Below are 14,614 nucleotides of genomic sequence, written 5' to 3' on the forward strand. Positions count from 1 at the left end.
TACCGTACTGGGCGTGGTTCCCCGTCAGTGGTGATGGCAGCCAGGTCCATGGGTATGGGGCTCAGGCGCCGGTGGCGGCATGAACTGCTGCCCTGGCAGAATGATGTGGCCCGGCTCACGTTGCTTGGTCAGGTATTCTGCGATCTCAGGGTGGTAAGCCCGCACATATCCGATGAGCCCAGCGAGAAATCGTTGCGATTGAAAGTCCGTGCCGGAAAAGCGCGAGACGAAGGCGATCGCACGGTCCAGAATCTCCGGCGCGGAAGACATATCGGCGATCTGCTCAGGATTTTGCTTTTTGAACGTGTCGTACTCCTTCTTGAGATATTCTGCGAATACCGGCATCGGTGCAGCGGGTATATGGAGGGGGCTGAGCGTCCGTCGCAGGGCCTGCAGCGCTGCCACGACTTCCGCATCCTGCCCGTCGCGGCGTCCCTGGAAGTACCCGAACGTCACCACTTCAATGAGATTGAACAGGGCTACGGATTTGTCACCGCCTAGCTCGGTCAACTCGCGATAGAACTCTCGGCGTATCGGCATAAATTGTACCGCGAGTCGTTTCTGCTGGTAGTCGCTCCCGGATTCGAGATAGAGGCAATCGGCAGGGCATGAGACGCGCACGATTCGATGTTCGCCGCAACATTGGCTGCAGATCAGTCCCCCCAAAGCGGGGCATGGCCGCTTGCCTTTTCGCTGTGAACAATAGGCGCAGTGGCTCATTTCTTTGTTGGCCCTTCCGGTGCCGGCTTCGGCGGAGGGGGAATGAAACCGTAGTCTGCCAATGTCCGTTTCTCTTGTTTGGACTTCGCGCTGCTGGGGGTTTCAAGTCCGTTCATTTCAGCCGCATGGGCCGACTCGAATGGGACAAGGATGAGGTTGTTTGCACGGTCGATGCTCAGGTCACCCGGCGAGGGCAGAAACTCGGCGATGACTTGAAACCGCTTGTCCCAGCTCATGCGCCAAACTTTTCCTGTCGTGAAATCGGACACGTACATATTGCCCCAGCGGTCGAAGTCTACTCCACGGAGATTCTGAAAGCGGTTGGAAAAGAATCCATTAGAGAAGAGCTCCGTCACCATGCCTTCTGGAGAGACCTCGAAGATCTTGCCCTTGTCCCAGCTCACCGCAATGATCTGGCCGGACTTGGGATGGACAGCAAGGCCTGAGGGACCGGCCAGGGCCAGGTCTGTTACTAGCACGGACAGAGTCTGAGTGGCTAGATCGACGCGATAGATCGTGTTGGCTTTCTGATCGGAGCAGTACAAGTGGCCCTTGCCATCAAAGGCCACGTCGCTCAAGGAGGCCCGTGGCAGCTCAGATTGTGCGGTAGCCGGCGATCGGACGGTGAGCATCATGACCGGCTCGCCGGTGGCAGTGTTAAAACCCCGTAAGGTATTGAGGTCCGCCACGTAGAGGACATGCTCCACCACGGCCATGCCTTTGGGGGCATGGAGGGTCACGTCACCCTTCCCGCCCTGGATGAATTTGAGATTCAGAAGTTTGCCATGGGGATCGAGCTTGGTGATGAATCCGTTGTTGTCGGCGGCCTCCGCCTCGCCGTTCACGCTCGAAATAAAATAGCCCTTTTCGATGGGATCATTCACAAAGCTATAGGGAGACTGGAGTTCGGTCACGGTGATCTGGGCGCTGAGCGGGCTGACGATCGCAACGGATACGATCCAGATGAGCCAGGCCACAGGATGACGGACGACGCGTGTCAGAAGGGGCATCACGGAGGAGGTTCTGCTCACAAGCTCGATGGCGGTTGATCTTGGTTGCCGAATCCATCGTAGCTGTCAAGCGAAGAACCTGTCAAGAAATGGGCGTAAGGCGTAACGCGTTAGGCGTTAGGGGTGAGGCGTGAGGGGTATGGAGAGAGAACGGATTGTTTCTTCTTTTGTCTCCCGTCTCGCGTTTCACGCCTCACGCCTGACGCCTCACGTCTTGGCTGGTCGTTGACTTGATCAAAAATGCCCTGGTATGGTGCCGACTCCGAATACAAGTCAAGGTTGAGGTCAAGGCTGAGTGAATGGTCGTTCTGGTTGCTCTTGCTCAGCCTCAACCTTAACCTTAAACCTTGTCATAAGTGGAGGAACCCGTGGCAGCACGATTGATCGACGGCAAAGCGTTGGCATTGCAAGTTCGGGAGGGGCTCATAGCCGAATCGGCGGCAGTCTTGGCTAAGACCGGGGTGAAACCTGGCCTGGCGACGATTCTGGTGGGCGACGATCCCGCTTCGCATCTCTATGTGAAGAGCAAACAGAAAGCCTGTGATGCGGCGGGCATCTATATCGATGATCACAAATTGCCGGCGAGTACGACTCAAGCAGAGCTGTTGGCCTTGATCGCAAAAGAGAATGCTGATCCCAAGATCCATGGGATTTTGGTCCAGTTGCCGCTCCCGAAACATATCGACAGCAAAGTTGTGCTTGAAGCTGTGTCGCCTGACAAGGACGCAGACGGGTTTCATCCGTACAATTTCGGTCGACTTGTTGAGGGGCATCCCGTGTTTGAAGCCTGCACACCGAAGGGCGTTATCAAGATGATCGAATCCACCGGTGTGAGTATCGAAGGGAAACGCGCTGTCGTATTGGGTCGGAGCAATATTGTCGGCAAGCCCTTGGCGCTCATGTTGCTCCAGCGCAACGCCACAGTGACGATTTGTCACTCCAAGACCAAAGACTTGCCCGCGGTTTGTCGCGAAGCCGAATTGTTGCTGGTGGCGATTGGGAAAGCCAGGTTTGTCACGGCCGACATGGTGAGAGAAGGGGCAGTCGTCATAGATGTGGGAACGAACAAAACCCCTGAGGGTAAATTGTGTGGCGATGTCGATTTTGAGCCGGTCAGTCAGAAAGCGGGCTGGATCAGTCCTGTGCCGGGTGGTGTGGGGCCGATGACGATCGCGATGTTGCTGGACAATACGGTGGAGTCTGCGAAGAGAATGGCGGGAATGCTGTAGGTGGAAAGGGGATGGAGGCTGATGATCTTCTGTGCTCGCGCAACGCGCGGTCGCGGACTCCCCTCGTTGGACGCGCGCAGTGGAAGATCAATCAGCCCCCATCCCCGAAGAGATAACGAACGAGTTTTGAAGCATTAGTTGTAAGGATGAGGGGAGAGATGCGCGCAGTAGGGAGCCCCCAATCCTCCTACAACAGCGGGTGAAGTGTAAGGGGGTACGGAAAGAACATGAGCCGGGAGCCGAGGCGATTACGAGAGGTGCTTGATCGGGGACAGTTTGCTGTCACGATTGAGTACAATCCCCCCAAAGGCACGAATATCTCAGGCGTATTGGAAAACGCCAAACAGCTGGTGGGACGCGTGCATGGGGTCAACGTGACGGACAATACGGCTGCTGTGGTGCGGGCCGGGTCTCTCTCTGTGTGCCGACTCCTCTATGAACTCGGCCATGATCCTGTGATGCAAATGACCTGTCGTGACCGGAACCGGATTGCGATGCAATCGGACCTGATGGGGGCCTCCATGCTCGGTATCCGCAATATACTCTGTCTCACTGGAGACTATCCGACGGTTGGGGACCATAAAGAGGCAAAACCGGTTTATGATCTGGATTCAGTTCAAGTCATGCAGCTCGTGCAAGGACTCAACAACGGGAAGGATTTTGTAGGAAACAAGTTAGATGGCGCCACGCAGTTTACCATCGGGGCTGCTGTGACTCCGGAAGCAGATCCGCTCGGCCCGATGCTCGCCAAGTTCGAAGTGAAGGTAAAAGCCGGCGCTCAGTTTTTCCAGACACAGGCGATTTACCACCCGGAGCAGTTTGCCTCCTTTATGCAGGTGGTGCGGCCCTTCAAGGTCAAGGTACTGGCGGGAATTCTCGTCCTCCGGAACGCCAGGATGGCGGAGTTCATGAATGCCAATATTCCTGGTGTGTCAGTTCCCCAGGAGATGATCGACGAGCTCAGGGCTGCAGGCCCCGAGCGTGCGGAGGATGTGGGAGTGGACATCGCGGTGCGGACCATCAAGGCGGTGAAACCTTTTTGCGACGGGGTCCACATCATGGCGATCAAGGCCACACACAGGCTGGCTGACATTATCGCCAAGGCGGAAGTGGGTTCATGACGATTCCAGAATTTCAACGACACAAGCGTGAGAAGAAGAAGCTCATCGTCGTCACAGCCTACGATGCATTGTTCGCGCGCATTCTCGAACAGGCCGGTATTGAGACGATCCTGGTCGGTGATTCACTGGGAGTCGTCGTGCAGGGGAAGGCCAATACGATCTCGGTGACGATGGAGGACATGCTGTATCACACCAAACTTGTGGCAGGAGCTGCCCTGCAAGCACTCGTCATCGGTGATATGCCGTTTATGTCCTATCAAGCCAGTCGGGAAGAGGCGGTCCGCAATGCGGGACGGTTTCTGCAAGTCGGGGCTCACGCGGTCAAGTTGGAAGGCGGCGCGGCTGTAGCCGATCAGGTGGCTGCAATGACGAGTATCGGCATTCCCGTCATGGGGCACCTCGGCATGACTCCCCAATCTGTGCACCGATATGGCGGCTACAAAGTGCAAGGGAGAGACTCGGACCATGCGCAGGCATTGCTGAATGATGCCAAGGTTCTTGAAGCAGCCGGCGCGTTTGCTCTTGTGCTCGAAGCGATCCCTGCCGAGCTGGCTAAGATTGTTACAGAACAGGTGGCTATTCCTACCATTGGAATCGGCGCCGGGCCGCATTGTGATGGCCAGGTTCTTGTGCTCTATGATCTTCTTGGATTATTCGATGATTTCGTGCCAAAGTTTGTGAAGCCCTATGCCCACCTGAAGGCGGATGCGCTCCAAGCCCTTCGACGCTACAAGGAAGAAGTCGAGCAGGGGAAGTTTCCCAGCGACTCCGAGTCCTACCACTAGCAGGCTGCTGAAAAAGGCTCCCAACTTCGTTCTCGGCTCGAAACAATCCTCAACGTACCCCGAGGGTACGTCTCCGGTTCTTTCTCGCCTGCGGCATCGCCATGGGTAAGACGCGCGTCTCGGCGCGCGTGGGGTGGGAGGGTGAGATGGAAGACCTTTTTGAGCAGCCTGCAGGAGCATTCTCCTAATCTTTCCACAGGTGCGGATCATCGAAGTTCTAGCAGGCTGCTCAAAAAGCTTACCAACGCTCAACCTTAACCTCGTCCTCAGCCTTCTTCAGACGCTGCGGCCTTGCTTTCCCAAAGCCTGGTCCTAGTGCGGTTAGCCTAAGGCGATGAGTGGAGCGTGTGGGTGGGCGCTGATCAAGTGCGCCTGTAACGCTTCTGTGAGGCGAGGCACGTCGATGCCTAGATACGAAGGAGGAACCTTCTGCAATCGAATGATCCCACTGCGAAGAAGGTTACGTGCTGCCGCGGAGTTACCGAGAAAAGATTTGAGATTTGCGGCGGCGACTTGGATGAGGGCTTGGAAGAAGTTTCCTTGCGCGGTATCGTGCCCCACGGCGTGCCACAGCCCCTCGAAGACCTCGTGACATTCCCACCAATAGGCGAAATTGTAGAGATCAATTCCATAGAGATAGTCTTCAGAAGTGTGCCATTTGTCGGCGGGGAATGGCGTTGGTTTCGGCTCCGGCAGTCCATAGGAATGTCCGCGTGGATCACGGCGTGGATGTGGGGCCCTTCCGGGCACGAAATGGTATGGGGGGAATGGACGGGTTGAGTAGCGAGGCCAGTGCGGGTCTGGCGGTTCAGGCTCAGTCACCACGACACCCGACGTTGTTGCAGTCGACTTGAAATACCGTCCGGTCTTCCAGTCGTATGGCCGTGAGCTGTCGTCCCCATACACAGCCGCTGTCGATCGTGAGGAGATGCTCTTCACAATGAAGCCCTAGTGCGGCCCAATGTCCGCAGATGATCGTTGTATCGCGATGTTTTCGATCCTCAATCTTGAACCAAGGGAAGTATCCAGAGGGGATCAGGTCCGGAGGTCCATTAAATGACGATTCCATCCGACCATCGGGTGAACAGGCTCGGAGTCTTGTCATGACTTTGACGATGGTCGCGAGCCGAGTGGGACCATTCAGGCTTGAAGACCATTGGAGATGTTTACTGGGGTACAACGCGCGAAGGATGTCTCGATACGCAGGACCTCGCAAGCCAGCTTCAACTTCACGCGCCAGCTTCTCTGACTCATCGATGGTCCACTGAGGGAGCAAACCTGCGTGGACAAGGACAAAAGGACCCTCGCGATACAAGAGCCGCTGTTGCCGTACCCACGCCAGGAGCTCGTCGCGATCTGGCGCGGCCAGTATTCCTTGTAGCGTGTCTTCCGGACGCACCGTGACAATACCCTCGGCCACGGCAAGAAGGAAAAGGTCGTGGTTACCCAATACGACAACAGCTCGATCTCGAAGATTCTTGATGTAGCGGAGGACGTTCAGTGAATCCGGACCCCGGTTGACGAGATCTCCGACGAACCAAAGACGATCTACGGAAGGGTCAAATCGAATATGTTGGATGAGGCGTTGCAAGGCATCGGAACATCCTTGCACATCGCCGATTGCGTAGGTGGCCATACCTCAGAGTAAGACAGAAAATGCCGATTATGGATACTTCGCTTCGATCTTGCTCGACAGCCCGCCGCGTGCGGTAAAGGTGCCGGTGACTTTCGCCCAGACAGGCCGGCAGGCTTTGACAATATCGTGGAGGATGCGGTTCACGGAGTTCTCGTAAAAAATGCCAACGTTCCGGTAGGCGTGGACGTATATCTTGAGGGATTTCAGCTCGAGACAGGCTTTGTCCGGCATATAGTGCAGGGCGATGGTTCCGAAATCCGGCAAGCCGGTCTTTGGGCAGATCGCTGTATATTCCGGGATTTCGATGGTGATTTCGTAGCCCTTGTATTGGTTCGGGAATGTTTCAATGTCCGGAAGAGGAGCAGTGATGCCGCTCTTAGCATGCCGCTCATTATAGCCTAGCCTTGTCGCCGGCAGAATTTTTTTCTCCTTACGCCTCACGCCTTACCCTTTCAAGTTGATCCGGTTTGTTTTGTTTGTCTGGTTTGTTTGGTTGAACGAGATAACCAAACCAACGAAACAAACCAAATAGACGAGTATTTTCGTTAGACTTGTTTCATCCATTCCACTCGGCCAATTTTCTCTAATTGAATGTAGAGGGTGACCCAAGGACACACCATCTCAGGATACACCTCACAAAAGCCCCCTTTTCGCACACCTCCGCAAGGGCCATGACTCATGAATTTCGGGCACTCGGCTTTGAGCGAGTTGTCAGGTATCGGGGGGCGCTTATGGACCCCACCGGTCTGTTGGGCGCTTTCGTCTTCCCCTGGGATGATGACGTGTGTCGGCATAGGCCCTAGTCTAGACAGGTTTTATTGAATCGGCAATCTCTCTTTCTTACCCCATGACTGAGGACGCGCATTCTGCAGGTATGAAAACATCGCGAAACTTAGATTGTTAGGGCCAATGGCCTACAGGCTTGGAGTATGCTGGGCCTTCTATCTGATAGGGTGGGCCTTATGAGAAGTTGTGTTGATTATTAGTACGTTATAGTATGTTGCCGTGAACTTGGGACCCAGGAACTGTGACGTTTCTCATTGACAGTCTTTTTTGGCCTTTGTTACCATGTGGCTCGCGTGAAGGTTGATAAGCAGGTCAGTTCCGTTCATTCACCCGCGGATTCCTGCGGGTTTGCGCGTATTAACCGTGTCTTGCCAGTGAGACAATAGAATTCCGTTAAAACGGCAGAGGGAGGTGTTCCAATGAGTCTTGACTATGTAAAATTTTCCGGTGGATTTGAGAAGTTCATGCCCAAAGAATATCGGGACATGGTCGAACATGGCCCGTTCGGAAAGAAAATTACAGTCTCCCAAATGGGGAGCTTCAAGGAAATTCTCGAAGAACATCCCATGTGTGCCGGTTGTGCGATGACTCTGTTCATCCGCCTAGCGATCATCGCCTTCCCCAACCCAGAAGATACCATTACTGTCGGAACGGCAGGCTGTGGACGGTTGGCAATTTCACAGGCTGCGATCCCCTTTGTGTATGGGAACTACGGAGATCAGAACGGTGTGGCGAGCGGATTGAGCCGCGGGTTGCGGTTGCGATTCGGTGACAAGCCGAAGGATGTCGTCGTTATGGCGGGAGACGGCGGGACGGCTGATATCGGCTTCCAGCAAGTGCTCCATTCCTGGTTCCGGAAGGAACGATTCACCACGATCATGTTGGACAATGAAGTGTACGGCAATACCGGTGGGCAGGAGAGCGGGATGACCAACCGCGGCGCCGTTCTCAAGATGGCCCCGCTGGGGAAGAAGTTCGAGAAGATGGATATGTTGCAAATGGCGAAGGTGGCCGGCTGTGCCTATGTGGCATCGGTGGTCCCCAATAATCCCCGTCGTGTCGAGAGCGTCATCAAGAAGGCTGTGTTGATTGCTCGTGAAGTAGGCGCCACCTATATTCAGGCCTACACCTCCTGCAACATCGAGTATGCGATTCCAACCGACAAGGTCATGGAAGACGCGAAAGCCGTTGAGAACGATCGGTATCAGTTCACGGAGTATGTGAGCGATGAGGCTAAGCAGTATCTGACTGAGCGGTATGGCTACAAAGAATATCTTCCGAAGCCGGCTGCTCCTGCCGCGGCAATTCCAAACAAAGCATAAGCGACCAGGAGGGAGGTCCGGACATGGCAAAGCGCTTCAACATTCGGATGGCAGGGGTCGGTGGTCAGGGTGTCGTGACCGGATCACACATTCTCAGCACCGCGGTGATCCATGCAGGCGGTGAAAGCACAATCGTCCCATTTTATGGATCAGAAAAGCGGATGGCGCCGGTTGAGAGTTACGTCCGTGTGTCGGATGAACCGATCTATGAGATCGGAGAGATCACTTTTCCCCATATCATTATTATTTTCCACCCACAAGTGATTACCCACGGCAAGTCGTATACGATGCCGTTCTACTTCGGACTGAAGGAAAATGGAATTGCGCTGATCAATAACGATGGGCCGATGTCGCTTCACAGAGATCAGGCGCGCGAGCTGGAAGAGCGCCATGCCAAACTGTATTATTTCCCCGCCACCAAACTGTCCCTCCAAGTCGCCGGGATGGACCTTGCGACGAACATGGCCTTGATGGGCTGTATCGGAGCCATCACGGGCCTGACGTCTGTTGAGGCGCTGGAGGAGTCGGTGAAGGAGCGATTCCTTGGCAAAGGATTCGTCGTATCCGGTGGAACGGCCGCGTTGGACAGTGTCGTCGAGCGGAAATTCAAGAAGAAGCAGGAATTGATCGATAAAAATGTGGCAGTGATTCAGGCCGGCTGGAATTACGCAGTCGATCACGGTTGGGCTGCGGAATCGGTCAAACGGTCAGAAGCCCGTGTGCCCGTGAGTGCCTAACTAGGATTTAGTTACGAAGGAGTCACAATGTATTTGGTTGCCAATATCAGTGTTGAGATCTGTGCCGCAAAGAGCTGCAAGCTCTGCACGCAATATTGCCCTGAAGCGAATACCATTCAGTATAGCGAAGACATGGGGAAGGATCAGGGCTTTAAGTATGGCTCCGCATATGTGGCGGTGGATCGGTGCAAGGGCTGCGCGCTGTGTGTGTGGGTCTGCGACACCATGGCGAAAAATAATGCCATTAAGATGACCATGATTGATCAATTGCCGTTGGCTGCCGTGACCGACAACATTCGGTATGAAGAGAAAACCACGGTTGCGGTCTTGTCCAATCCAATGACTGTGATAGGCAATTAAGGGGGGAAACGCGAGTGGCAACGACGCAAGATACAAGAGAACGCATCATTGTTCCAGGTCCTGCTGGATTTCATCCTCCGTCGGCAGCTCAGTTAGGGGTCTCTCTTCCTGACCCTGGAGAAGGGCTGTACTATGGATTGCTGGAACCCAACGAAGACAAGGTCATCGAAGAGATGGCCCGTAAGATGCTGACCAGTCCCAACGCGACCATTTTCCCTGGTCCATTAGTTCTCTGGGCCTGGAACGAACATGCAATTGAAAAGGCCAGGGCAGTACTGGAGATCGCAGCCCAAATTCCGAATGTCATGATCATCCCCATGCCGGACTACCGTCCGAAGTATCCGAAGATCGACCCGGAAGAGGTCATCAATCCGAACCATCCGAACCTCACGATTTGGGGCAACAAGATTGAAGCCTGTATCTTTGTCGGGGTGCATTGCCACTACGCCAATTTGACCTTGAAGATGATTCGTGCAGGGACCAACTGCCTGACGATGGCGATCTGTGCGGAGCAGGGGCATGAAGATGCGATGCTGACGATCAGAGATTCGGACGTGGTCAAGTTGAAAAAGACCGCGCAGGTCTTCAAGCGGGTGCGTGAAGAAATGGGCATCAAATTGCCCGATAACGGGGAGAACGTGCGATTTACCGGCACGCAATCACGAGTTCACGGCGGGAAAACTCACACGAGTCCCCTCACCTTTGCGCCGGTGACAGTCGGCGCCGGCAGCGCGGGAGCCTTTGGCCATTCCGCTGAACAGATGAAGCGCGAAGGTTAAGACTACGGTTGAACAGCCCGGGCCATATAGCCAAGAGGTGTCATCATGAGTGAAGCGCTCGAAGCAGAACAAAAGACAAATCCCCAGGGCGATCCCATCACGAGTGTCGCCGCGCCAAAAGTGGAGGTGGGCACAGCAAGGAAGGACCCCCATGCCGAAGCGAAACGGCAGAAGGTGGTCACGCCGGAATACATGTTTCTCGAAGCCCCGCGCACGAAGGAGTTCATCACTGGGAGCGAAGCGGCCAAAGAGGCGGTTCGGCGCTCCAGCGTGGATCTGGCTATCGCCTATCCGATCACCCCGCAGAGCGAAACGATGCAGCTGATCGGCGTGCTCTACGGCGAAGGATACGTAAAGGAATACTACCGTGGTGAAGAAGAAGTCGGTGTGATGGCGGCGATTGCCGGTGGGTCACGGGCGGGTGTGAGGTGTTTTACGGCAACGGCCGGCCCGGGAACCTTGCGTGGCATGGAAGGGATCGCATCATGGCCGGGCCATCGTTTACCGGCCGTGGCAATGTTTACCTGCCGAGTGGTGAATGCTCCCTTGGCGATTCAGCCGGACAATATCGAAGTTGCTTATTTGTTGAACTGCGGCATGCTTGTCTTTCACGCCGAAAACCAGCAGGACATGTTCGATTTCATCATGGCCGGGTTTACGATCAGCGAGAAAAATGATGTGACGCTGCCGGTCGGTGTCTGCTGCGACGGGTTTTTTGTGACCCATGCCCGTGGGTATGTCCGGATGCAGGATCGCGGCATCAGGCTTCCTCCGCGTGAAGCCTGGCGCGGAGCGGTTCCGGTGCTTGACGCGGAGAATCCTCCCGCCCGCCTGTCACGCGACGCTCCGGTGCAGAAGTCGAATTTCATGGCCTACAATATCCACGCAGTCTGGCAGCAGGAAGTCTGGGCTGCCGTGGAGCGGTCGCGCAAGTACATCAATAAGTATATGGGTGGCTTGCTGACAGCTGAGAACGTAGACGATGCCGAGGCAGTCATTATCGCCTCGGGCAGTGCTGCGGCCCAGTCACGGGAGGCCGTTCGCATCTGTGCAGAAAAAGGTATCAAGATCGGCTTGATCAAGGTCCGATCGCTGCGTCCGTTTCCAACACAGGAGTTACGGCAACTTCTTGCCAAGACGAAGCTCATCGTCGTTCCAGAATTCAATTATGTCGGTTGGCTGGCAAAAGAAGTGGCGACAGCGATCTACGGGTACTCTCATGCCAAGATTATCGGTGGGCCGAGGGTATACGGTGGTCAGTCGATGCCGGTTGAATTGATTGTGGACGAAGTCGAGTCCGGTCTAACCGGGAAGAAGTCGACCAATGTGGCAATGTCCTCAATCATGGGTGGAGCCGTCAGTCAGGATGACGTGGCGCACTTCATGCGCAGCATCTAAACGGTAGGTTTGGGAAAAACACAAGGGCCCGATCCCTTCTGGGATCGGGCTCTTTGTTTTTTGGTTTATTTCGTTTGTTTGGTCTATTTGGTTGAACAAAACAAACTAAATGAACCAAACAAACCAATCGACCGTTTCTCTACCCCTGCAGCTCGTCCTGCACCATCTCTTCACTCTCCGGCATGCCATAGGCTACGTACTTGGCGTAGGAGAGATAGATCATCGCACTGTCCCTCATCGCCTTGGAACCTTGAGACAAACGGAACACTTTATCCGCGTCTGGGGATGGGGCCGCCCCCATCGTTTCTACATGGCTTTGAAGCAGTTGGGTGAATCGTTCCATTGAGCGTTCCACATCTTTGTAGGCCAAGAGAATTGCATCTGTCATGGTTGTCCTCCTAATCGACATCAGCTTACACTATGCCCATGCAACCCTTCAACGAGAAGAAACCTGCCGGTCTGTCGTCAGAGGTCCTCAAGGTTCTGGAAAAGACCTCGCCAGAGCGGGGCCTTCATGGTAGCCATTTGGCACGAGCGGTCATGAGCCTTTCACGTCTGTTTACGACAGCACGAGCCACGTTGCCTCCCCATTACCTGGATGATCCAGCCCACGCTTCTGCCTATCTCTCGTACTTTCTCCCTGTGAACCTTTCCAAAGCCCAAGTCCTATTGGACGAGCTACCCTGGGATAGAGACGTGGGGGCGTCGGATCGCCCAATGGCTGTCCTTGATCTTGGCAGTGGACCAGGGACCGGGGCCTTAGCCCTGCTGGATTGGCTGTGGCATCGTAGCCCGGATCAGGCAAAGTCTTTATCAGTCTTGGCTGCTGATGCTTCTTCCGCACCATTGCAGGATGCGAAGAAACTATGGGAGGCCTATTGCCGGGAGGTGGGAATCGCAACATCAAGACTTCGCTGTGTCGAAGGCAATCTGGAGCATCCGCTCAAAGGCGATCTTGGCAAGCAGATTGTACGGGGAGGGCCGTACGATCTGATTATCATGGCGAACTGTCTGAATGAATTGTTCCATACAGCGTCCGATCCTCCCGCAGAGCGGGCCGGGGTTGTCGGCCAACTCCTGCCGTTCCTCGCACCGCATGGCACCATCATGATCCTCGAGCCTGCTTTGCGGCAGACGGCGAGAGCGCTGCATCAGATGCGTAATCATCTGCTCAAGCAGGGCATTTGCACCGTCTATAGTCCTTGCCTGCATGAAGGAACCTGTCCCGCCTTAGACCACCCGGACGACTGGTGTCATGAGGAGCGACCCTGGCAGACGCCTCCTGCGATTGCCGCTCTTGACCGAGAGGTGGGGTTCATCAAGGATGCGTTGAAATTTTCTTATCTGCTGTTGCGTACAGACGGTCGCACTATTGTGCCGCGCAGCCCCCAGACCTTCCGGGTTGTAAGCGAGCTACGAGAATTGAAGGGAGAGAAGCGAGCCTGGCTGTGCAATGAAACAGGACGGCCTGAAGTCGGGCGGCTGGATCGGAAGGCCTCCCCTCAAAATGCGGCTGTCGATAGCTGGCACAGAGGCGCCATCGTGCAGATCGAGAAGATTGTGCGCAAGGAACGAGTGGGGAAGGTCTCGCCGGTTGGACGGATTGAGAGTGATGTGGCGGTGCAGATCGTCCGTTCCGTCTGAAATTTACCAATCAGGGCAGAGGCAGCGTGCGCCCTCTCGCTTCCGCGCCTCCCGCGGTACCCCATCCACGGCGCTCTGAAGCAGAAGGATGGGGAAGGAGCGGCCAGGTGCCCTTCTTGCTCGCAGAACGCGCGCCCTCGGAAGGGCCTCGTTCGACGCGCGCAATAAAGGGCAGCCTCGGCCACTCCCTCTAAGAACAAGTAAAAAGGGTCGGAAGCCCCCTCGTTGGACGTGCCCACATACGAGATAAGCCCCGCCGCTCCGGCGCAAGTCGCTCGATGCCGCACGCTTCCTTATAGAGTGTGGAAACGAGACCGGTCGCTCATAGTCCGGTCCCGTTTCTCGGATAAGATTGCGCACTGAGAACAGACTGCTAGCGACCTGTCACCGTTCGGAGGAAAGCCGATGGTAGAATTGGCAGATGTCTGATTTACGCCCATATAATCATATGGCCATTCTGCTGGCTTCGTGGTAGCCTGTGCGATGGCAGAGGTCAGGTTCGAGTGGGATCCCAAAAAGGATGAGGAAAATCAGGAGAAGCACGGCGTCTCTTTCGCAATGGCCCAATTCGCCTTTGCTGACTCGCGCCGCGTCATCGCGGAAGATCTCTCCCATAGCTCGAGCGAAAAGCGGCATTACTGTTTCGGTTGGATCAACGGCGGAATCCTGACCGTACGGTTCACGTTTCGCGACAACGCGATTCGGATTTTCGGAGCCGGTTACTGGCGGAAAGGCAGGCGAATCTATGAGCGGGAAAATAAGATACACCGACGAACCTCTCGGAGACCTAAGAGTCGTTCCTGATTTCTTGCCTCGCCCCGAGGAACTCATCTTTCGGGAGGAAGGAATCAAAGTGACCATCGCGCTGAGCAAGAGAAGCGTCGATTTTTTCAAGGGGGAAGCCCGCAAGCATCATACGCAGTACCAGCGCATGATCCGGCGACTACTCGACGCCTATGCCCAGCATCATTCACGACCGTCGAGTGCGCGGTCAACTCGGACACGCGCAAAGTTAGCGCGTGCCGGTTAGCCCGGCAATGCGGACGGAAGCATGCGCCTTCTCGCTTCAGCGCCTCCCGAGGCACCC

At 55.3% G+C, this 14,614-nt stretch carries 16 protein-coding genes and 1 pseudogene; 10 read left to right on the plus strand and 7 right to left on the minus strand.

What is annotated here, in order from left to right; genetic code table 11:
- Positions 1 to 24: 24 nt before the first annotated feature.
- Together HZB34_07300 and HZB34_07305 are read right to left on the minus strand one after the other, a co-directional pair.
- Positions 25 to 621, minus strand: a complete 597-nt coding sequence (locus HZB34_07300) for a hypothetical protein (GenBank protein MBI5315761.1) — start codon at positions 619 to 621, stop codon at positions 25 to 27.
- 95 nt (positions 622 to 716) lie between these two features.
- Positions 717 to 1,730 carry a hypothetical protein gene (locus tag HZB34_07305; GenBank protein ID MBI5315762.1) on the minus strand — a complete coding sequence of 338 codons (1,014 nt, stop codon included), beginning with the start codon at positions 1,728 to 1,730 and terminating at the stop codon, positions 717 to 719.
- Positions 1,731 to 2,098: 368 nt separating this feature from the next.
- Between HZB34_07305 and folD the strand changes: the two genes are divergently transcribed.
- From folD to panB, 3 genes are all read left to right on the plus strand, one after another.
- Positions 2,099 to 2,959, plus strand: a complete 861-nt coding sequence (gene folD / locus HZB34_07310; GenBank protein MBI5315763.1) for a bifunctional methylenetetrahydrofolate dehydrogenase/methenyltetrahydrofolate cyclohydrolase FolD — start codon at positions 2,099 to 2,101, stop codon at positions 2,957 to 2,959.
- Positions 2,960 to 3,186: 227 nt separating this feature from the next.
- Complete coding sequence (locus tag HZB34_07315) at positions 3,187 to 4,080, plus strand: methylenetetrahydrofolate reductase (GenBank protein MBI5315764.1); 894 nt, start codon at positions 3,187 to 3,189, stop codon at positions 4,078 to 4,080.
- Entirely contained in the window at positions 4,077 to 4,865 is a 789-nt protein-coding gene (panB, locus tag HZB34_07320) for a 3-methyl-2-oxobutanoate hydroxymethyltransferase (GenBank protein MBI5315765.1), read from the plus strand. The genes HZB34_07315 and panB overlap by 4 nt, the downstream gene beginning before the upstream one ends.
- Positions 4,866 to 5,186: 321 nt before the next feature.
- Here panB and HZB34_07325 read toward each other — a convergent pair whose 3' ends face one another.
- From HZB34_07325 to HZB34_07340, 4 genes are all read right to left on the minus strand, one after another.
- Complete coding sequence (locus HZB34_07325) at positions 5,187 to 5,615, minus strand: DUF309 domain-containing protein (protein MBI5315766.1); 429 nt, start codon at positions 5,613 to 5,615, stop codon at positions 5,187 to 5,189.
- Positions 5,616 to 5,679: 64 nt separating this feature from the next.
- The gene (locus HZB34_07330; protein MBI5315767.1) at positions 5,680 to 6,501 is read right to left on the minus strand and encodes a symmetrical bis(5'-nucleosyl)-tetraphosphatase; all 822 of its coding nucleotides are present in this window, start codon (positions 6,499 to 6,501) and stop codon (positions 5,680 to 5,682) included.
- A gap of 27 nt (positions 6,502 to 6,528) precedes the next feature.
- A complete protein-coding gene (queF, locus tag HZB34_07335) occupies positions 6,529 to 6,918 on the minus strand; it encodes an NADPH-dependent 7-cyano-7-deazaguanine reductase QueF (protein ID MBI5315768.1) in 390 nt (129 codons plus the stop codon).
- Positions 6,919 to 7,046: 128 nt separating this feature from the next.
- The gene (locus tag HZB34_07340; protein MBI5315769.1) at positions 7,047 to 7,295 is read right to left on the minus strand and encodes a methylenetetrahydrofolate reductase C-terminal domain-containing protein; all 249 of its coding nucleotides are present in this window, start codon (positions 7,293 to 7,295) and stop codon (positions 7,047 to 7,049) included.
- Between the two features lie 411 nt (positions 7,296 to 7,706).
- Between HZB34_07340 and HZB34_07345 the strand changes: the two genes are divergently transcribed.
- From HZB34_07345 to HZB34_07365, 5 genes and pseudogenes are all read left to right on the plus strand, one after another.
- Positions 7,707 to 8,609: a ferredoxin oxidoreductase gene (locus tag HZB34_07345; GenBank protein MBI5315770.1), complete on the plus strand. Its 903-nt coding sequence runs from the start codon at positions 7,707 to 7,709 to the stop codon at positions 8,607 to 8,609.
- Between the two features lie 23 nt (positions 8,610 to 8,632).
- Positions 8,633 to 9,346 (plus strand): 2-oxoacid:acceptor oxidoreductase family protein, encoded by a 714-nt coding sequence (locus tag HZB34_07350; protein ID MBI5315771.1) that lies wholly within the window; start codon positions 8,633 to 8,635, stop codon positions 9,344 to 9,346.
- Between the two features lie 27 nt (positions 9,347 to 9,373).
- A pseudogene (locus HZB34_07355) lies at positions 9,374 to 9,604 on the plus strand (hypothetical protein).
- A 116-nt stretch (positions 9,605 to 9,720) separates the two neighbouring features.
- Entirely contained in the window at positions 9,721 to 10,485 is a 765-nt protein-coding gene (locus tag HZB34_07360; protein MBI5315772.1) for a 2-oxoglutarate:ferredoxin oxidoreductase, read from the plus strand.
- Positions 10,486 to 10,530: 45 nt separating this feature from the next.
- Positions 10,531 to 11,883: a ferredoxin oxidoreductase gene (locus HZB34_07365; GenBank protein MBI5315773.1), complete on the plus strand. Its 1,353-nt coding sequence runs from the start codon at positions 10,531 to 10,533 to the stop codon at positions 11,881 to 11,883.
- A gap of 139 nt (positions 11,884 to 12,022) precedes the next feature.
- Here HZB34_07365 and HZB34_07370 read toward each other — a convergent pair whose 3' ends face one another.
- Positions 12,023 to 12,271, minus strand: a complete 249-nt coding sequence (locus HZB34_07370) for a hypothetical protein (protein MBI5315774.1) — start codon at positions 12,269 to 12,271, stop codon at positions 12,023 to 12,025.
- Positions 12,272 to 12,423: 152 nt separating this feature from the next.
- On the opposite strand from HZB34_07370, the gene HZB34_07375 reads away from it, so the two are divergent.
- Together HZB34_07375 and HZB34_07380 are read left to right on the plus strand one after the other, a co-directional pair.
- Positions 12,424 to 13,527, plus strand: a complete 1,104-nt coding sequence (locus HZB34_07375; GenBank protein MBI5315775.1) for a hypothetical protein — start codon at positions 12,424 to 12,426, stop codon at positions 13,525 to 13,527.
- Between the two features lie 483 nt (positions 13,528 to 14,010).
- A complete protein-coding gene (locus HZB34_07380; GenBank protein MBI5315776.1) occupies positions 14,011 to 14,331 on the plus strand; it encodes a BrnT family toxin in 321 nt (106 codons plus the stop codon).
- The last annotated feature ends 283 nt before the right edge of the window (positions 14,332 to 14,614 follow it).

Source organism: Nitrospirota bacterium (genome assembly GCA_016219645.1).
In the GTDB taxonomy this organism is placed as follows: Bacteria; Nitrospirota; Nitrospiria; order Nitrospirales; family Nitrospiraceae; genus Palsa-1315.